Here is an 18,853-nt window from a genome sequence, read left to right as displayed (position 1 = left end):
CACACATTGCGGAGTCGGACAACGGCGGATAGCGCAGAGAACGCGTCAACATCAACTTAGAGCACGTGCTGCTCCCAATCGTTATCACGCCGATCCTAGGCTTCCACCACATCAGCCACCGCCCCCATCACCACTGGACGCGTCTGACATCATTTGCTGCTGAGAGCGCGCAGCAAGCGTCATCACAGGGCCTGTTGGGTTCTTGTCGATCTCCCCGCGCTCGCGCTGGAATTGCACCATCTCCTGCGTCCGTTGCTGATCCAATGCCTCCGTCTTCTGCAAGGTCTCCTTGATGCCAGGCGATGGCGTGTTGAGTGCGACTTCCGAGTGGAACCCCGGCGTTTTGCCAAAAACAAAGGCGACATCATCTTGGATGGTCACTTTGCGGAGTTGATCCGCGCGCTCGATCCCTGACTCTTTGACGGCATGGAGCACCTCGGTCGTTTTCTCATCAGAGGTGCCCTTCGGGAGCTGCGCCTGGATAGCAGAGAACAACGCGTAGTCCCGATGATCAGAGGGAAACGCCTGCTGAGCGACATCTTGGGAGGGTCTCGCTTGCTCGACCCGATCCTCGTCGTTCATACCTGGGCTTGGACGCCCGCCAGCCCCACCGAAGCTCGGCGATGACACATAGGAGGAGGTCGTGCGCTCAGGCAAGACGATCTGTGCCGGCATTTCGCTCTGCGTTGGCGTTGCCGGCAATGTCGCTTGCGCAACCTCTGGCTGCGTTGCCTGCAATGGAACAGCCGACGGCGCTTCGTTCTGTGGCGTGACTACGCGGGCTTGTTGCTCGCTACCCTGCTCCACTGCTCCATTTGCCGATGCCGGCGCTGTGGGTTTCAAGGCTTCTCGGCGCGTGTGTTGTGCCTGAGACAGCGCTGCATCCAAGTCTTGGCCGGCAACGCCCGTTGCAGGCAAACCCTGGTCCTGCTGGAACTGCCGCACGGCATGCTCTGTCTCTGGACCGTAGTGCCCGTCTTGCGGCACGGCCTGGCCATCCGGACCCCGGGCATCCACTTGCTGCAAGCGATATTGCAAGAACTCGACTTCTTGTCCCCGGTCGCCGAGGCGCAGCCCTTCCACTTCCTGAAATGAAGGCGGCGTTGGAACAGTTGCCTGGGTTGGGGTTTCCTCACGAGACGTGAGAGCTGATGAAGGCGATCCTACGCTCGGCGCAGATCCGCTTGCCGTGGGTGGGCCTACTGCCTCTGCCTTAGGCTTGACTGCGTCGGCTGCCGAGGGTGCGGCAACCTCAGGTGTTCTGGTTTCTTCGGATTCGCGTTGCGGGACAGACTCGGGCTTCGGTTCGGCAGGCTTGGCAACCGGGCGCACGTCTTCTGGCAGCGGCGCGTTGACGGATGCAGGCATCACGACCGGAGCAGGCGTTGCCATCTCCGCAGCAGCAGCAGGCGCGTCGGGTGTGCGTGCAACGTCTCGATCTCGCTGCACGTCAATGGCTGCCTGAGGCGCTTGGCTTTCGTCTACACGCGGAGCGGTGACCGTCGTTGCTGCGAAGCTTGCGACCTGTTGCGCTTCTTGCGTGGAAACACCTTGGCGATTGGCCTCCCGCAAAGCTTGCTCATAAGCGTCACGTTCTTGGGGCGATTGCGCGTCAATGCGCAGCTCGGGTGCACCCGTCGAAGGTGGTTGCTCCTGCCGAAGCGATTGCACTTCGCCAAGCGCCTGATGGATCTCATCAGTGCTGGTCGTTGCTGCAACACGCACCACACCATCGGCGCCACGGCTCAAATGCTGGATGGGGCTGTCCACCGAATATTGACCGGTCGCATCACGCTCCAACGCCAAAGAGCTGGTCGCTGCATCGATCCCGTTTGCCTCACGGGTCTTTTGCACCGCAAGCTGGATCGCGCCAGCAGTCTGAGCATTGGGCGCAACGCCATAGGCGGCATAAGTCGCCTCGGTATTGGCCTGATCCTGCTGCTGCAGCGTTGGCGTTTGCCTTGCCGGCATCTGTGCCATTGCCTGCGCATGCTGCTCCAAGGCCGGTTGCAAGCGTTCGCGCGTTGCATTGAGTTCCAGCGGGACATTGCCTTCGGCAGCAACGCCGTCATGCCGCCACTGGCCTTGCGTATCGCGCTGATACTGCTTGCCGTCCGATGCTTGCAGTGAGTCGGGGTTTAAGGCGGCTTGCACGGCCGCTGGCAAGGGGCCAAAGTCGTCCCAACCATTGCGCTGATAAGCAGCTTGATACGTCGCGGCAATCGCAGCTGGGCCACGGGCAATGTTGGCGTCCACCACCTGAGCTGCTTGCTGGTTCAACGCGGCACTTCGCTCAGGACTTGCCGGATCGACCGTCCAGACAGGTCGATCGTTCCGATCGACTTCGTCGGCGATCATCCGTGACCACTGGCCACTTGCCGGATCATGCCGCCAATCCCGTGCGTAGAGATGCGCCGCATCTGCGTCACTGGATGGCTGCACATAAGGATTACTGGGTTGCGCCTTGCCTAGCGCCTGCTCGGTCGCTTCGCTACTGGCGTGATAGTTCAGCTCGCGCGCTCTTTCTGGCAGCGCGAACATGCCCTGCTTCTGTGGGGTATCCGCGCCATCGTTTTGCAGGTCTGCCTTTTCTTGGCGAAGCCACTGGCTGCCATTGAACTCCCAACTCACGCCCTGCTTGTCGGTTTGTGTATAGATGTGACGGTTGTCCCAAAGCGTCACGGCCTTGTCGGCAGCGGCACTGAACAGATAACCATCGGCCACCACCAGCGCGACAGGGCCTGCACCGGTTGTGCCAACAACAGCAGCGGTAGCAGCACCTCCCGCCCAGCCGCCCGCACCTCGGGCAGCAAAGTGCAACGCTTCTGAGCGCGCTGCGGTGAGGTTGTCTTGTGCCAACAGCGTGCCAACACGCTCGCCGGCTTGCGACGCGTCGTAGGCGGTCGCGGCAACGCCCAAGCCCGCGAGCCCTGCCGTCATCCCGGCGCGACGCAAGCCCGGGATCTCCAGCTCGGGCACAGGCACGCGTGCAGGCGGAGCGCCCGGCCGCACGAGTTCATCAATGGTGGCGATGCCTTCCATGCGACTAGCAACTACATCGCTCACCCGGAGCTTGGCATGCTCCTCAAGCAGTTTTGCTTGGACAGCAGGATCAGATTTCGGGATCGCCTGCACGTGTTCCGGTAGATCACGGTGCCAATCGACTTGCTTTTGCCAGGCTTCCCGAAGATGCTCGGTGAAAGCGGGATCTTTAAGCCGCGCGTTGCGCGCTTCCTCCATCGCTTGACCAGGCATGCGTGCGTCGGTGCGACTATCGTAAAGCTCGATGCCCTCACGATTGAAGATGCGGATGGGCACGTTGCTGTTCGTATGGATGGTATCTAAACTGACAGGGAGCTTTCCGTAGATTGCATCACGCGCGCCCTCAGGCACATGGCGACCGTAGCCTTGCCTGTCGGTGTTGGCCGTAAAACGCTCATCGACACCATGCTCACTCTCCAACTTGGGAGAAGCAACAGCACGCACCTCGACCTCATAGCCCTGCTCTTGCAAGCCCTTGATTAGCGTCTCCGATGCCCACTTTCCATCGCTTAACGTGGTGTCGAAGATGAGGTTCTTTTTTTCGGCAGTCGCTGCCATGCGCAGCTCATCGGCCCAAGAGCTCGCGTCCTTGTGGGTTCGACCAGACCATTCATAAGGATTTTCGCGTCGAAAGTCAGCAACGCGCGGGTGGTAGCGACGCAACTCATCGGGGTCGATTGTGACCGCATTTTGATCAAGCTCGGCCTTCGCCTGAGCGACAAGGCCGCCCTTACCCGCACCAGGCTGGCCGCCCAGAATGACTGCTTTCGGCTGCTGCTGGGCTGTTGAATTGATGAAATCTGGGGCGGTTAGTATTTGCTCGCGTAGGATCTGCTCGTGGATCCCTTTCGGCAGCACATCGCTTTCATCAGCCATGACGATGACTCGAACTTGGGAAACCAAAATAGTCCATTAAATTCTGCTCCTTCCATGTGCCCTTAGCGGCGCTATGAAGCATGAGTAGATGCGTTGCCTTCGCCAGTGCGATTGCTTCTTGGTCGCCCGTTTGTTCCGCAACCCTGAGCTTTTCACGTGATTCGTCGATAAAGGTATCAAGACAGCCCTCGATCGCCCAGATCGCAAACTCCAAGGGTGGTGTGATCGGCGATGGCTTATCGACCGCATCCTGAAGCGCGTTTTCTAACCGCGCAATGTGATCGGGGTAATCCTTGAAGCTTTCGCGCAAGCCTTGTGGCACTGGCGGTCGTTTGCCGACCGAATCAGGGGAAGAATCGTTGGTCTGAGTCATAAAAGCATCCTGATTGAGGCGTTGCATTGGACGTGGAAGATTGGGCTTGCGCTTGGGTGGCGCCACGGCTGCACCTGGTTGCAATGGACCCAACTGCTGCACAGTGCGTGCATTGATTAATGTCAGATTACGCAGCAGCTGTTGACTGTGACTGCCATCAGCCTTCAATCGATTCTGAGGCACATTGGAAGGTGTGCTATCACTCATGCGGGGACCATCTGTAAGGCTTCAATCTTCACCCTTGGCAACAAGCGCTTGGTGAAGTAGGTGTCTTCGTAATACTTAATCTTCTCGCAGAGCACCGGGCTTGGGATGCCTTCATAGAGGAAGACCTCCTTGTCAAAGCCCATCGCCTTCAACTCCTGTGGCAGCATCAATGCGCGACGTTGCTCGGTCTCGGAGTAGGACACGCTGCTTTGCTTGCCACTGGTTTGCGACTTGTTCTTCTTGCGCACCGTGGTGTAGCCGAGCATGTCCGAGTAGTCGTTGGCGTCTTGCTGTTCGCGCGGGGCATAGACAATTTGCAAGGCATGGTTCGTGATGATGGTGCGCGAGACATCCTTGCCATAGGTCGCATCCAGCTGCGCCATGCTCTGGATGATCGGCAGCAAGCGAATGTTGTAGCCAGCCATGTAGCTCACGGCGCTTGCAATGATGTCGACCCGGCCGATGGACGTGAATTCGTCCATCAGCAGCAAGCACTGGTGTTTGAGCGCCGGATTGTTCTGCGGCAACTCTTTGGTGTTGAGGTTGATGAGCTGACTAAACAGCAGGTTGATCAAAAGGCGACTTTCGGCCAGCTTGTTCGGCTGGATGCCAATGTAGATGCTCATCTTCTTCTTGCGCACATCGGTCAGCAAGAAATCGTTGCCACCGGTTGCCGCATCCAGGATTGGGTTGATGAACTGGTTGAGCGGCTCTTTGAACGTGCCCATGATCGAGGCGAACGTCTCTTCGGCTTGCGAGAGTAAATTGTCAAACGCCATCTTGGCATCGCGACCCAGGAAGTCGCGCTGAGAAAGCTTTTTAAGGTAGCCCTTCAAGTCGCTCCCATCCCCAGACGACACGCGATAGAGCATCCCAAGGGTTGGGAACATCCAGGTGTCTTTCGGGTGCTTGCGCTTGATCTGATCGTCCAAGCTATCGAACAGATAGAGCGTAAACGCCATGAAGGCGTTGCGCGCTTGGCTCACCCAGAACTTCTGGGCGTCGGAGCCATCTGGGTAGAGCATGGCCGCGATACTCATCAGGTCCGACACGCGAAAGGCGGGATCGGGCGAGATGTAGCTCAGTGGATTCCAGCGGTGGGTGCGCCCGTCTTCGGCAAAGGGGTTGAACAAAAAGACCTCTTGGCCTTGGCTCTTGCGCCAGCCGGAAGTCAGATCGAAGTTTTCCTGCTTGATGTCCAAAACCACCACCGAGCCTTGGTAGTCGAGCAGATTGGGAATGACGATGCCAACACCCTTGCCCGAACGCGTGGGCGCGGCCAGGATCACAAACTGCTGGCCGGGCAAGCGCACCAACTTGCCACCGTGCTTGCCAACCACGATGCCGGTCGGCGAGGGTTTGAGCATGTCCTTTTTAGCGAGGTCACTGCCAGAGGCAAAGCGTGCGTCGCCGTGTAAGGCGGCGGCCTTTGGCTTGAACAACGGGATCAGCAGTGCGATACAGGCCAGGAGCGGCACGCCGAAGCCGAAGGCGCCAGCCAGCTTGATTTTGGTCGCGTAGGGAGCGAACTGCGGAAAGTCGAGTGCTTTGACGTAAGACCAATAGGTGCCGACGCTAAGCGGCCCAGCCACTTTCAACAGCATCAAGATCAACTGGCCCGAAAGGTAGACCCCTGAGGTGAGGGCGAAGAGCAAGAGCGCGATGGCGACACTGAGCTTGATCTTGCCGGTCATGACGCGCTGCCTTCCATCTGTGATCCCTGGCTTGTTTGAAAACGACCGTCCGCTCGCAAGATTACAGGATCACACCGCCCGCTCAGATCAGTTGCACATTGGCATCTGTGTAGGAATTGTCTGACGGGCCCAAGACACCAGCGAGGCCCGATGCACTATGAGCCAGGCGGATCGCTGCGCTGGGCCTTGAGCTGCAATTCGGCAACGACTTTTCGCTGCTCTTCGACGGAAAGCTTGGCGAGCGCTTGGATGGCGTCTGCGACCTCATCGGTCTCGGCGAAGAAGGCCGCCAGTGGCATGCCGAGGGCATCGGCCAGGCGCTTGGCGGTGCGCAAGTCGCACTCGTTGACGCCCTTCTCGTAACGATTGATGCGCGTCCTGGCCACCTCAGGTGCGAGTCCAGAGGCAACCCCCAAGGCTTCCTGGGTCAGCTCGGCCTTCTGGCGCGCATGACGGAGGCGATTGGCAAAAATGAGACGAGCGTCGTCCAGATCCAAAATGTGACCACAAGCATGCAATGTGATGAATGAGCATGAGGTCTCCGACTTGCCTTGTCTGTTACTTTATCAGTAACATGGTTCCGTCAGCCAATCAACTGCGACTGCCAAGCACCAACACCGGTCATTCCTGCCGGTGTGCGGAGGCTTGCAGTCATTGAGCATGCCGGCAATCAGGGCATCCGAACCTGTCGGTCTGGTGGATCCCCAGCGCTCTTCCCTTCCTCTTTTGGAGATGCACATGTCAAAGCTTTGTTTGGCCCTGGTTGGCCTGATGTCGGTCTGTTTGGCCAGCTGCTCGGGCGGCGGCCCCGCTGAGACTGAGCGGGAGCACGCTTTTTTGCAGTTCGTCAAAGCGAACAGCAATGAAGAGGCGCGCATCGAAGACTTCGAGAGCAATCAGTGCACGAAGGCGGAAGGTGCGCCCAGCTACACCTGTGACGTAAGTGCCAAGGTTGAAGCCATGGAGCGGGACTTTGGTCATCAAATGGATGGGGTCTACACCTTCACCAAGGTGGGCGGCACTTGGAAGATCACCGGCCGCGTCCAATAGCCACCGTTGGCAATCCACGATGGTCCAATTCTGTTCTCAGGAGTTCACATGACCGTTAGCACGTTTCTCACCTTGCTTGTCCTGGGCACAGCGGTGCTGGTCGCCTTTGCCGTCAATCGGGCTGACCGATTGCGCAACCAGCGGGAGGTCTTTGGTCGGGAGTTTGATCGCTTCTATTTTAGGCGACAAGGAGCTTTGGCGGTTTCGATTGAGCGGTCGCGGCTGAAGATTCGTGTCGGCAGGACAGTGAAGATCTACCCGTTGATGGATGTTCGCTCTTGGGAGAAGCACTGGCACAACTCAAGGAGGGAAGGAACGATCACGGTCAGCGTTCGAGATGTGGATCATCCAGTCTGGACGATCAAGTTCGGCAGCGAGCGCGAGATGAACCAGTGGTATGAGATCTTGAGTCAGGCGATCAATGAGGGCGAGAAGCTCTGACCGCTCGTTTTGCAAGCGGCTAGGGGCGGCTTGACGAAGAGCCGCTTTGTGCTACGAATCAAGTGCATCAGCCACTTGGATTCTTCGCCATGCCTCCTTCCGTCAGCCAGCAAGCCTTACCTCTGGACCACCAAGAACATCAACTCCGCCAAGCCCATGTTGAAGGCTGGATCGCCCAACAGCATGCGGCTGGCTTTGGCGTTGACCAGCACATGGCCAACGCCCTCAATGCGTATCTTGATGGCCGCTTCGATCTGCTTGGATTGCTGACAGAGCTTCGCCGTCCTTACTTGAACTGAACCGGCCAACGGACTGCCAATTTTCCGGAGCGTCGTCAGGCTCCATGCCTGGCCCTTGGTGCTCACGCTGGGCCTGCTCCGCCGTGTGGCCATCCGGCACGCTCAACAGTCGTCCCTCTTGGCGGTAGCGGGACAGAAGCTGCTCGAAGCTTGCTTGTCCTTGGACAAAGATTCCGTTGCCTCGCATCGCTTCCAAGCGGTCCGTCAAGGGCCGATGCTCAACCGCCTTGGCGATACCGGCCTCGGCAAGGTGCGCATTGATCCGATCAGCGATCATGGCGCGGATCCATTCGATTTCCTCCTTGCCATTGATGCGCCCATCGAGCACCCGCGTCTTCTGGGTCAAGCCAGAGGCTTCCATCTTTCGCGTCGTGGTAAGCAGATGGCAATAGAAGTATCGCGGATCATCTTTGATCGGGCGATGGTGACTCGCTTGCAGGGCAAAGCCATATCGCTCAATCAGGCGATGTGCGATATCGAGCACCAACTCCCAACGCTTGGGGTCATCGAGTTCGTGCGGCAGCGCAACCGCGAAGTCGCGGCAAACGGTGCTGTTGCAGCGTCGCTCTGCAGCTTCTGCAGAGGCCCAAAGTGCTTGCGGGTCATCGGCCCATGCCGGCGAACCAGGTGGCGCCAGGCAACGCGACTGGATGATGCCTGCCCTACCCCGGTAGTCGTGGCGAGCACCTGAGGTGGGATCGGTGAGCAGATAACCACCGCGATATGCCGCTGCGGCAAGTGCCGAATGCCCTTTGGCTCGGCTGTAAGTTTTGATGCGGGTGTGATAGATGGCCATGTGTGTTTCCTGAGTCAGAGTTCATCAGTTCTGACTCAAGATTTCGCAGTGCTCAAGAGCGTAAAACGCCTATTTCCGAGGATTCTACTTTGCCTGTTATGGAATCAGGCCAAACTTGCGCGCGCCGGACGTCCATATTTAAATTTCGTCCTTGACAAGCCAAGAAAACCCCTTATGAAATAAACAATTCAAGGAGATAAAGATGAGCGATAAACCACCAAAATCCGAAAGCTATTCACTAGCTATTACAGCCATTTGCTTGTGCTTCTTTTTACTTGGCATCGGGGCGGGCATCGCCTGCTCACTATTGGCTCTTCTCTGATACCGAAATCAGCAATTCCCATCATTGCATAATGCAATGATCCACATAAAAATGCCAACAATTGCACCAAAGAGCGACCAAAAACGCGCATTGGTTTTGGGAACAATTCCTACGGCAGCAAAGAATAATATTACAGAAAGGAAAACAAGGTTCATCGGCGCGGTTGGACCAGTAGGCGGCAACTTTCTCACTACGAACGCTACAACAGCGGCAAAAATAAGCGCCACAAAGGCCACAGTTGCTGACACCCGAGCAGGGATACAGTCAAGAACACTGTTAAGTTTTACCTCTGCTCGATTGGCTACAGCGAGTATTTTTCCAATGATCGAGTTTTTCTGCACAGGCAGAGCCGGAGTTGAGTTTGACAGTGGCTTTTTGATTGGTGCCGAAATCTTAGAGTTCGTTGCACCAGCCGACTTTCGTATCGACAGCACCGCGCGCGAAAGCAACACGATAGCAGCACAAGCGAGCAATACATCGGGCCAATTTTTTCTCACTTTTAATCTAACTCCGAATAGGGGTTGCTTGTGGCACAACAAGACAGCATATCTTGCAGCGCTTCCAACGACTCAATCCTATCGTCGCCTCTGATCCAGAGCGGAACCCGGAAAATTGAAAACGACTCCCGACTAAGATGGGAGCCGTCATACCAAGCCTTAATTAGAAGGAAGGCAAGTTCTCCAAATTATCCTTTGTTGATTCATCACGCCTAGTCTTAACATACTTTGTCGTCACGGGGACAATCTCAAGCGGCGCGCCAATAGACCAGCCTCCATCAGACTTCTTGATGATTGTTGAGAAACGACTTCCTTTTTCAATAAGCTCAATAACTTTCGGGCGCGTGACATCCTCGAACTCTAGAGGAATAAACTTCGATGTACCATCAATTATTTTATGAATCCGCAGCTTGGCGATGTGCGTTTCATCACTGTTGTAGCTAATAGCAGATACGTAGTAATTCTGATTCACCATAACAAACTCTCCATGTTGGTCAATTTACGCCTCAATCGAATCAGACATCTCGATACTTTGCAGCGTCCAGATGGCAACACACTCCGTACAGTTAAAATCATAGAATTTCACATCCACGATAACTGCGTGCCGGAACATTCTACCGCAGTCTGATCGACAAGCAGGATACGATAATTGCTATTTTCTTGCTGCCTAACTCTACTACAAAAACGCAGCATCCCCGGACCGTCCATCAATGCCAAAAGCCAAGAGAGCAATTGCCCGATTCGTCGCCTGGCGCGCTTGCATGCGGTATTGATGATTTCCCATGTATTAGAAACCGTCTTCGAAACGCTCTACCAATGGCGTATTGACTTGGTCAATCAGCTGGTCGTTTAGTCGATCCGTTAGACTCATTTATCAATCCCTGTCTCACTCGGGAGCATGCGAGAGGCTAACGCGGATGCGCCTCTGCCCACCCGGATACGTGGCCGGCCAGCCGTGCCGCGAATGCTCGTAAGCCCGTGTCCTGCGAAAGTTCGCGATAGTCTCCGCCGACACAAGCAGTGCGAGACGAAGCAATGACTGTAGCTTGGGTGTAGAGCCCCTCCTGAACCAGCTTCCGGCAAAGCACTTCATAGCGCGCCAAGTAGGATGCGCCTTTGAATACAGGGAAAACTGGGAAATGAGGTGAAATGTCACGCACTGATCGATTTGACTTCTCACAATCTTCAACCAGGATTAGCCAGCCTGTGAAGGGGGGAAGCTGTTGGCCCAGAATGCCCTCCCGCATAGCGGTTGCAAGATCATGAGCAGTGCCGATCGATTCTTCGGCGCGGTTATTGAAGTTGTTGCCGAAGGACGGGCCAACGTGGCTTTTCAACTCGACGGCAACGACAAGCTTTTTGCCATCAAAGACCAGCACATCCCACAATTTCGTTGGCCGGTAATATCCGGGCAACGTAAGGTTGGGTCGACCTTTGACGCAAATGTGGGCGTTTGGCAGTCCATTCCTACGAACTAGAACTTCAATCATGGCCAGAAAGCCATCCAGGTTCCGACCACCCAGCACGCCGGCACGCTCCCCTCCCTGGCTGCGCCCCTCATCGTTTTCGAGAGCACTGCTCCTGCCTTGCCAGAATTGCGCAACGCCCAGCCGTGCCAAGCCGTCATAGTCGGCCAGATCCAATGCCATGCTCGTTCCCCTCAGACCGTAGCGACGATGTCTCGCTCGGCCTCGTTCAATCCGTAAAGTTGATAGGTGGCGCCGTTCGCGGCTTCACGGTCCCCGGCGACTGCCGCGTCACGCAATGCCTCCTGCAAATGCTTCGGCACATTTTTCCAGTGTGGCACACGGATTCGGCGCAGATACTGCGCCTGAAAACGCAAAAATCCTCCTCGCATTGTGGTCGAGTAGGTGCCGACAAACAGCCGTGCCACTCCTGACATCAGCACGGCTTGTAGCGCACGAAGATCCCACTCGTTCGCTGTGATGAAGTAGAGATTGTGATGCGGGTAGAGCTTGCCTTCTTCATAGACGATGTGCGCATCTCCCTTTATGTCTGGAACCAACAACTTGGGTGTCTTGGCCAGTGAAGGATAAATTCGGTCGATCGTGCGGAACCATCGCTCCGGATTTTTCTTAGCGACGTGCCGCGCCTTGATTTGTATCGCATGCTCTTGAAGGTAGGCCGCGAACTTCGGGTAACTCGCAAGGTCTACGACCTGTCCATCCTCTTCGAATGGATTGAGCACGCCCTTACCCTGCCAGTCGATGCTCCCGCCACGCAGGTCTTGCGTTCGGGCTAAGGGCAGCTTACGGCTCTGCTCGACATTGAGGGTCTTCATATCGCCGATGTAGACACCATCGTTGCCGGTCGCCACACCAATGCCTACCTTGCAACCTGCTTCTTCGAGCGTGGGTAGTGTCTCTTCAAGTCGACGCACCAGCGCCAAGCGATCAGCTTGATGCAATATCCAAGGCTCCGAGCCATTGACCACCCCAGACATCTCGACCACACCCGCCTTCTGGTTCAACTTCGTGCCCGTCATTGCCTTCGCAAGCGGACGGAGCACCTCCGCAGAGATGGCTGGACGATAGGCCAGTCGCGTAGGCCGAGCCTTGGACTTCGGCTTCGGCCGCTCGATGACTGTGATAGCCGGATATGTCATCACGTTCGAGAGAAATGCCTGCGTATCCACCAGGTCCACAAAGTGCGTCAGGGAGAACTCCTCGGACACCATGGCTCGAAGTGGGCCGCCGTATTTGTTCTTCGTCCAGCGATCGGTGCAGATGAAGCCTAAACGCCCGCCAGGCGCCAGAACACGAAGGCAGCGCTCATAGAAGGGGATGTAGAGGTCGGCCCGGTCGTAGAGCGTCTTGAAACGCGCACGGTATCTAGCGAGCAACGCCGCTGGGATCAGCTCTTGGCGGACATAGGGAGGGTTTCCCACCACGAAATCAAACGTGTGCGGCAACGGCGCCATGAGGAAGTCGGCGCGAACGAGCCAAGTCCGTCCCAACCCGTCGGCAGCCGCCTTCTTGACACCTAGGCGCAGGAGTTCTGCCACCACCACGGAGCGAGCAGTTTCAAGGCTAGACTCATGCACCTCGTAGGCGCGAATGGCGGGGCCCAACGACTGGCCGCCTCGGGTCAGGTCGCCCCCATGGGCCGCGTAAGATCGGACGAGCCGACCAATGATCGGGAGCAGGAAGTCTGCGTGCCCAGCCGAAGGCTCGAGCAGCTTGGTCTGGGCCAAGTCCCGGTCTTCTGTGTAGCCGACCAGGTCCAGGATGAACTCGACCACCTCCCTCCGCGTGAAAATCGCCCCTCGCTCGTCGGCACCCGCAGTAGAAAACTGCTTGGCGGACTCGCTCTCGTCGGCCAGAACGTCGGGGATTCCAGCAAGGTCAAGGTTCACGCAAGACAACTCGTTTAGGTCATTTGAGCAACTACAAGATTAGCCTGTCATGACACTCGCGACCAGCTCTCCTGCCGCCTCTATAAAGAAGCTTGATCGCTGTCAGCGAAGGCCGCTGTCCCTGCGAGGGTGCTACACTCACTTAGGATTTGCCCGGTCAAGGCGTCCGACTTTCCGCAGCTCAGCTCGATTGATGGCAAGGTTCATTGAATTGCTTTGCCGTAGGCCCAACGCGCCAAGTGGATGTCCGTTAAAGCCACAACGCCGCCGATTACTGTTTGCGCTAGCCAATTATCCACGCGCATACCCCTCAGTGAGTTTGAGGGGCTCCTGAGGTCCGCTTGCCAGCCCCCTGGCCCAGGGCTGATCTCAGCCGAGTTATGTCTCAAATTCTGCGAGGCCCGCAAACTCATCACTGTCGACCTCGTATGACCAAATTCGGATTGCCTAACTGTCTTCTTAAGAATATTTGGATTAGGCAAAACCACATCATTTATCTCGCGTTCATTTTACTTGCATGATATATCTCTCACTTTTTTCATTTTGTTAATTTTAAACTCTACAAGCGCATTGATGGTTTCAAACTCATTTATACCACTGCAATCATTGCCCCATATAGCTTGTCGATAAAATATTTTATGAAAGTCGAACTGAAAATCCAGCTGTTTGAATGGCAATTGGTGAGATCACCTTAGGCAATCATCGGCACGAAATTTCTGTCCTATTTTATTATTGACAGAAAATTCTCTCCCCTTATCAAACGTCTACCTTCTCAAAAATTGGATCGTAGATGCACTTTAAACATTCTCAACTTCATCAATATTTGCAGCACCCCAAAGGTCAGTTATTCATCCGAAGCATTCGCATCGGCAAAGTCGAATTCACTGACATGGTCGTTCAAGACCGAGCCGGCGCGCTTCACCTTCAGGATCTGGTCCAAGCGACTTACGACCATCATGAAAAACTCCGACGACTTCGCCGATCCGGAACTCGCTATCCTGAGCCCCTGCCCTTGGCCACCCCGGCGCGACTCCTCTCTGAAGAGGTCGACGACTTCCTCAAAGACAAGGAGCGGCAGAACCTTCGCACCACCACGATCGATGCGTATCGTCGGACGCTTGCCATCCTTCAACGCGTTAGCGGCAACACCTCTGTTGCTCGGATCGACCACACGCACATCTACCAAATGTGGGATCTGCTGCGATGGGCACCCGAAGACTTCATGACGAACCCCAAGCACCAAGGGTTGAGCGTAGAAGCCTTGATAGCCAAAGGTCAACGCCAAGGGCGGGCCCAACCGGCCAACGCCACCTTGGAACTGCATCGGCGCTTCCTCGCGTCCTTCTTCAACACCCTGGTCAAAGCACGTGCCATCCCACACTCGCCCATGGATGCGTTCAAGCCGGCCAGAGAAGAGCTACTGGCTGATCAGGATGAACCCGAGCGGCTGCTCTCACCAGAGGAAATCCAGAAGATCTTCAACCCCGAGACCTTCCTGCCCTGGGCCAAGAAGTATCCGCACCGTTGGTGGTGCCCGCTCATCGCCCTTTACACGGGCGCCCGGATCAATGAGATCGCCCAGCTCAAAGTGGCTGACATCGTGCAAGACCAAGGCGTGTGGTGCTTCTCGATCCAGAAGACGGTGGACGAGGACCTGGCGCAAAGCGCTGGCAAACGAAGTCGGCAAAGCCTGAAAGGAAAGAGCGCCATCCGTAAGGTGCCGATCCACGCAAGCCTCATCCAGGCGGGCTTCCTCGACTTCCTGGCCGACATCAAGGCGTCTGGTCACCCTCGCCTCTTCCCCAACCTGTCGGCTGGCACCTGCCGCAAGACCGGCGAGCCTAACGGGCGCTACAGCCAGGGCTTCGTCAACCAGTTTGCTGCCTACTTAAAGGGCTTAGGCTTTGGCAAAGGAATCGGATCGCATGCGTTCCGTCACACGCTTGCAACCGAGCTGGACGCCAAGGGCGTGCGGGTCGAGCACATTGCCCTCATCACGGGTCATGCGCTCAACAAGAAAGCGCCAGTGCTGCAGGACAACTATGTCCACAAGTCAGCCAGCAACACACGGAGGATCCAGGTCGAAGCGCTCGGCCACTATCAGCCGGCTGTGAAGCTGCCGGGCTATGTGCGAGGTCAATTTAGGGAGCGGCTGAGGAAGGGAGCGAGGATGTATCCATAGACCGGCGTAAAAGGCGTCTGTTCAACCATTGAGCTGAGCAGCGCCGCCTTCACAGAGGCTACATGCTGTGCGTTTTAATGGACGCGGGGACTGGTGTTGATTCTTGCAAATCCAAGAGGGGCCGACTAAGCATCCCCCGCTCTATCCCCATCCCAAATTCCAGCTGCGGGCCGCCTGAGCCCTCTCGGGCAACGACGACAGGCATCAGCTCAACCAAAGCGCTGAGATCGATAGAGGCGGGCAAACCCGCATCATCGAGTGTCGGAAGATCAAGCCATCCATCTGCCTTTTGGCTGCAGCTGCTTTTGAGAAGCAGATCCAGCTGTACCCCCTTATCGGAAGTGAGCGTCAAACGCACCTCCTTGCAGGATTCGATCGATTGCAGAACGTGACTTTCGATTTTTGAAAGCGCAACGGCTTCGATGCCCAATTGGAACTGACAAAGGTAATGAACCCACGAAAGATTGCTGATCGAGATACTCTTGTTGTCTTTTAATTCAATACCATTGGCTGTTTTAACAAGCGCCTCGATCTGATTCCGGGAGTACGCATCATGTATAACGATACCATCGACATTCTTCTCTTCGGGCACCTCCTTAATTTGCCCAACAACGAGCGTATTTTTGGTTGCGGATGCGGACCAGTCGCTCTTGGCTTGAAAAATAGCCAAGCGTAATCGACCATCTGGCAAAGAAATCACCAGTGCAAAGTCAGCGCCGGAACTGCGCTCGCTGTTTATTCCACTGCCATGCTTGGCGTAGCCGGACCATTGGATCGCCGATGCCTGATCTGATGGGAAGCTTGCTGCGCTCATCGGGTGAGCGGCTACCAGCGCCCCGATCATAGCACCCGTCAATGTCTCTTCATCTAAGCGACTAGAAGAACCGTTAAGAGCCTCTACAGTCTTAGCTGCTAGCTGCAAATTCAGTTCAATTGCCGAGTTAATGTTTTTCGGCAAATCCAAAGAAGCGACAACCCAATCTCTGAAATCCATCTCGCGTCCTTTTCCAAAGATCATAGACTATGCCTTTGGACCGCTGACTGTCTAGGGCACGAGCGGCCAGGAAGGCATCAAGTTCCAAGCCCATGTGAGTTCCTAGTGGCAAATATCTTCGCTGCATGTGGGGAGCAAGAATTTCCAAAGCAAGGCTTAGCCAATCTTTTTTGGCCAGAACTACTTCTTGGCGCGATACACGTAGCACCTCGTCCACAACGACCTCTGCTGCACCTCGGACCCGACTACCCTCGCACCATGATTTCAGTCCATTGATGGTTTCTGCATCTGCAGAACCCAAAAGTTCTCGAAAACGCAAAATGGCCAGATATTGAGGATAAAGACTGACCCCGCGTGAATATAGCCACTTCGCGATATCGGCTCTTGACTCACACTGTCTTCCATGATCCCACTGCGGGTGTGTAACCATCCAACCATGATCGTCGCCAATCGAAGAATTACTCAAATTGTCGGGAGCGACGAAAAATCCGAGGTTTTCCAGTAATTGCGCTTCAAATTTAATATTCATCTTCAAACCTCACCGCAGAAGGTAAGGCAATAAACGCGCCGGTCAAGATTCAAAAAAAAAGAATTTGAAAAATAGTCGGCGCTAGAAGAAAATTCAAAGGGCGCCGAATACTCATCAAGCTCAATCTCCATCAATGTAGCTCACAAATCGTCTTAGTGTCCACGCAAGTTCTTTGAGTTCCGATTCCAATATGAGCATTGGACTTGCTACGTTTAAGCTTTTGTCGATCTGATCTGCAAGCGCGATCGCCGATACACGATCCGCCTTAACGTAGGCTGCAACATTGCTTATACTAAGCCGCTTGCGAAGTATCTCTTTCAAGCGCAGAACAGCATGCATGCCAGCCATGCGCAGCTTTGCTAAAAACTCAGACTCAGAGCCTTCTACCGCCACGAGAAGAGGGCTAATAGTTGCGTCAATGCCCATGGTCGTCCCATCCAGCAATGCAGCCAGGGCGTCGTTTCGATCATTTTCCTTTCTTAAATCAAGAGCCGCATTGTGCACTTGCTCAAACTTCTCAAAGACAGACTGTTCTTCCGGATCATAGCTTCCAGGGAAAATTTCAAATACCTCCGGAGTTAGCCAGTGCGGCTCAGCAATTAGACCGATCAACCTGTCCACCACCTCCCTTCTCCATGCATCTTTAGTAATGGCAAAAATTTCGCGAGATGCCATGTAGTGCAAGGCTCGATAGATATCAAAAAGACGCGTGAGTTCAGCGGGGTTCCTATTGAATTCCTCGTGCGCGCTCTTAATCGCCATCTGAACAGCCTCATCATCATGACTAGCATAATGATTGATTACAGCAATAGGATCATAAGTCTCAACTGCCGTCTCCGCCAAACCAAAATCAATACTCAACTGGCCGTAATCGACTCGTTCCAAACCCAATATATGATCGACAAAAGCGGAGGATGCCGGCCAATTATTATGCTCTTGGGATAGTCCAAGCTCATTCAACAAGTCTGAAAATTTATCTATATCATCAGGATCAGCATCACCATCTCGCTGGTCTCTTTTTCTTTTTTCGTATACACGCATAGTCAGCGCCAGGTCCATACCCTGACTTAAAAACGCCTTTTCTACAATTCTAAGATTGCCAGCATCCTTACTTGTTGCACCAATCCAAAAGAGCAAAGCACTTGGCAAAGAACTCGCGATAGCGCGGCTTATAAGATCAGGCGACAGTGACCTCAACACAATCTCCATTTCAGTTAGAAAAAATCTAACTGCCCGAAGATTTCTCAATTTAGCACCTTCAATCAGGGCAACGAGTCTTTCAGCGCCAGCAAGCATTGCCTCGCGAACTTGCTGATTAGCAAATCCTTTTATTACCTGATCACAAAAATCATGAATGTTTGGCTGCAACACGATTGTCTTGCCAACAATCCTCTCCTTATATTTCCCATACTCATTCTTAAATCGCTCATTGGCTCGCTCCTCATCGGCGATAAGCACGCAGTGAACGCCATTAACATCAATCAAATTAACCACAAACCCGAAGATGACGTTGAAATCACCTGCAAACCGCTCAATATCGTCTATACATATGACACTACGTCCACCTGTCACATCAGCCTTTAGCTTGATGTCGTTGGGATCGACCTTCACGACGCGCAGCAGAGCTCTTCCCACTACTGAGCCTAACTCAATCATTGGCTTTGGACCCAAATCACTGATTGAGGCCTGAAATAGAGCACGCTCAAGATCTTCTGCTGTCTGAAGACCCGCGGCTGAAATCGTAATTGGTGTGATTTCCTCAAGTTGCCTAGCATATCGCTGCCAAACAAAGGACTTTCCCACGCCCCAACTTCCTCCAATCAGCATAGCGTAGCCAGGCTGTGGACCCTGCAGATATAAGTCGAGTTGCTTCATTCCAATCCTCGCTTACCATTTTTAATCTGATTAGATCACTTATTCCTTTAAACTGCTACGGCTGCTTGAGGGCTTTTTAGTGGGATCACTGTGCTTCTCGCTTGTGTTGCCGACACGCTTCCTATGGCCACGCTTGCCCGACATGCTCACATCACTCGTTCATCGCTTCTGAGCGTGCTGCACCTGGTGCTGGTCCCCATTGCCTTGGGCACAGGGATGATATGGCGAGCAAATCCATCCGGCTTTTTCCGCACTACAATGGTTTAGGAATACGCCGTAGGCAGGGGGCCACGTGGCGAG

Annotated in this window: 15 protein-coding genes; 3 read left to right on the top strand and 12 right to left on the bottom strand. The window is 54.9% G+C overall.

Annotated features, from left to right (window positions below; genetic code table 11):
* Positions 1 to 111: 111 nt before the first annotated feature.
* The 4 genes from ABQ137_RS08355 to ABQ137_RS08340 form a co-directional block, all read right to left on the bottom strand.
* Positions 112 to 3,918 carry a zeta toxin family protein gene (locus ABQ137_RS08355; RefSeq protein ID WP_349781982.1) on the bottom strand — a complete coding sequence of 1,269 codons (3,807 nt, stop codon included), beginning with the start codon at positions 3,916 to 3,918 and terminating at the stop codon, positions 112 to 114.
* Positions 3,911 to 4,228: a hypothetical protein gene (locus ABQ137_RS08350; RefSeq protein ID WP_349782348.1), complete on the bottom strand. Its 318-nt coding sequence runs from the start codon at positions 4,226 to 4,228 to the stop codon at positions 3,911 to 3,913. The genes ABQ137_RS08355 and ABQ137_RS08350 overlap by 8 nt, the downstream gene beginning before the upstream one ends.
* Before the next feature lie 266 nt (positions 4,229 to 4,494).
* Entirely contained in the window at positions 4,495 to 6,192 is a 1,698-nt protein-coding gene (locus tag ABQ137_RS08345; RefSeq protein ID WP_349781980.1) for a type IV secretory system conjugative DNA transfer family protein, read from the bottom strand.
* 155 nt (positions 6,193 to 6,347) lie between these two features.
* Complete coding sequence (locus ABQ137_RS08340; protein WP_349781978.1) at positions 6,348 to 6,689, bottom strand: helix-turn-helix domain-containing protein; 342 nt, start codon at positions 6,687 to 6,689, stop codon at positions 6,348 to 6,350.
* A 235-nt stretch (positions 6,690 to 6,924) separates the two neighbouring features.
* Between ABQ137_RS08340 and ABQ137_RS08335 the strand changes: the two genes are divergently transcribed.
* Together ABQ137_RS08335 and ABQ137_RS08330 are read left to right on the top strand one after the other, a co-directional pair.
* A complete protein-coding gene (locus ABQ137_RS08335) occupies positions 6,925 to 7,242 on the top strand; it encodes a hypothetical protein (protein ID WP_006449057.1) in 318 nt (105 codons plus the stop codon).
* Between the two features lie 48 nt (positions 7,243 to 7,290).
* Entirely contained in the window at positions 7,291 to 7,683 is a 393-nt protein-coding gene (locus ABQ137_RS08330) for a hypothetical protein (protein ID WP_349781976.1), read from the top strand.
* Positions 7,684 to 7,908: 225 nt separating this feature from the next.
* On the opposite strand, the gene ABQ137_RS08325 is transcribed toward ABQ137_RS08330, so the two are convergent.
* From ABQ137_RS08325 to ABQ137_RS08305, 5 genes are all read right to left on the bottom strand, one after another.
* The gene (locus tag ABQ137_RS08325; protein WP_349781974.1) at positions 7,909 to 8,778 is read right to left on the bottom strand and encodes a MobA/MobL family protein; all 870 of its coding nucleotides are present in this window, start codon (positions 8,776 to 8,778) and stop codon (positions 7,909 to 7,911) included.
* 330 nt (positions 8,779 to 9,108) lie between these two features.
* Positions 9,109 to 9,597, bottom strand: a complete 489-nt coding sequence (locus ABQ137_RS08320) for a hypothetical protein (protein WP_349781972.1) — start codon at positions 9,595 to 9,597, stop codon at positions 9,109 to 9,111.
* A gap of 163 nt (positions 9,598 to 9,760) precedes the next feature.
* The gene (locus ABQ137_RS08315) at positions 9,761 to 10,072 is read right to left on the bottom strand and encodes a DUF3892 domain-containing protein (protein WP_349781970.1); all 312 of its coding nucleotides are present in this window, start codon (positions 10,070 to 10,072) and stop codon (positions 9,761 to 9,763) included.
* A 433-nt stretch (positions 10,073 to 10,505) separates the two neighbouring features.
* The gene (locus ABQ137_RS08310) at positions 10,506 to 11,246 is read right to left on the bottom strand and encodes a PaeR7I family type II restriction endonuclease (RefSeq protein WP_349781968.1); all 741 of its coding nucleotides are present in this window, start codon (positions 11,244 to 11,246) and stop codon (positions 10,506 to 10,508) included.
* 11 nt (positions 11,247 to 11,257) lie between these two features.
* A complete protein-coding gene (locus ABQ137_RS08305; protein WP_349781966.1) occupies positions 11,258 to 12,973 on the bottom strand; it encodes an Eco57I restriction-modification methylase domain-containing protein in 1,716 nt (571 codons plus the stop codon).
* A 1,012-nt stretch (positions 12,974 to 13,985) separates the two neighbouring features.
* On the opposite strand from ABQ137_RS08305, the gene ABQ137_RS08300 reads away from it, so the two are divergent.
* Positions 13,986 to 15,155 carry a tyrosine-type recombinase/integrase gene (locus ABQ137_RS08300; RefSeq protein ID WP_313905551.1) on the top strand — a complete coding sequence of 390 codons (1,170 nt, stop codon included), beginning with the start codon at positions 13,986 to 13,988 and terminating at the stop codon, positions 15,153 to 15,155.
* Positions 15,156 to 15,213: 58 nt separating this feature from the next.
* On the opposite strand, the gene ABQ137_RS08295 is transcribed toward ABQ137_RS08300, so the two are convergent.
* From ABQ137_RS08295 to ABQ137_RS08285, 3 genes are all read right to left on the bottom strand, one after another.
* The gene (locus ABQ137_RS08295; protein ID WP_252163545.1) at positions 15,214 to 16,149 is read right to left on the bottom strand and encodes a hypothetical protein; all 936 of its coding nucleotides are present in this window, start codon (positions 16,147 to 16,149) and stop codon (positions 15,214 to 15,216) included.
* On the bottom strand, positions 16,097 to 16,678 hold the full coding sequence (locus ABQ137_RS08290; protein ID WP_252163546.1) for a hypothetical protein: 582 nt from the start codon (positions 16,676 to 16,678) through the stop codon (positions 16,097 to 16,099). The genes ABQ137_RS08295 and ABQ137_RS08290 overlap by 53 nt, the downstream gene beginning before the upstream one ends.
* A 120-nt stretch (positions 16,679 to 16,798) precedes the next feature.
* Positions 16,799 to 18,553, bottom strand: a complete 1,755-nt coding sequence (locus tag ABQ137_RS08285; protein WP_260807928.1) for a P-loop NTPase fold protein — start codon at positions 18,551 to 18,553, stop codon at positions 16,799 to 16,801.
* Between the last annotated feature and the right edge of the window lie 300 nt (positions 18,554 to 18,853).

The sequence above is a fragment of the Xanthomonas sp. WHRI 8393 genome (assembly GCF_040203315.1).
GTDB lineage: Bacteria > Pseudomonadota > Gammaproteobacteria > Xanthomonadales > Xanthomonadaceae > Xanthomonas > Xanthomonas arboricola.
Note: the sequence above shows the minus strand (reverse complement) of the source record. Positions and strands in the feature narration are given on the sequence as shown.

Excerpts from the sequence above, each read along its gene's own strand:
- ABQ137_RS08355 (WP_349781982.1), bottom strand. The coding sequence starts at position 3,918 with ATGGCTGATGAAAGCGATGTGCTGCCGAAAGGGATCCACGAGCAGATC.
- ABQ137_RS08345 (WP_349781980.1), bottom strand. The coding sequence starts at position 6,192 with ATGACCGGCAAGATCAAGCTCAGTGTCGCCATCGCGCTCTTGCTCTTC.
- ABQ137_RS08335 (WP_006449057.1), top strand. The coding sequence starts at position 6,925 with ATGCACATGTCAAAGCTTTGTTTGGCCCTGGTTGGCCTGATGTCGGTC.
- ABQ137_RS08330 (WP_349781976.1), top strand. The coding sequence starts at position 7,291 with ATGACCGTTAGCACGTTTCTCACCTTGCTTGTCCTGGGCACAGCGGTG.
- ABQ137_RS08325 (WP_349781974.1), bottom strand. The coding sequence starts at position 8,778 with ATGGCCATCTATCACACCCGCATCAAAACTTACAGCCGAGCCAAAGGG.
- ABQ137_RS08315 (WP_349781970.1), bottom strand. The coding sequence starts at position 10,072 with ATGGTGAATCAGAATTACTACGTATCTGCTATTAGCTACAACAGTGAT.
- ABQ137_RS08310 (WP_349781968.1), bottom strand. The coding sequence starts at position 11,246 with ATGGCATTGGATCTGGCCGACTATGACGGCTTGGCACGGCTGGGCGTT.
- ABQ137_RS08295 (WP_252163545.1), bottom strand. The coding sequence starts at position 16,149 with ATGGATTTCAGAGATTGGGTTGTCGCTTCTTTGGATTTGCCGAAAAAC.
- ABQ137_RS08290 (WP_252163546.1), bottom strand. The coding sequence starts at position 16,678 with ATGAATATTAAATTTGAAGCGCAATTACTGGAAAACCTCGGATTTTTC.
- ABQ137_RS08285 (WP_260807928.1), bottom strand. The coding sequence starts at position 18,553 with ATGAAGCAACTCGACTTATATCTGCAGGGTCCACAGCCTGGCTACGCT.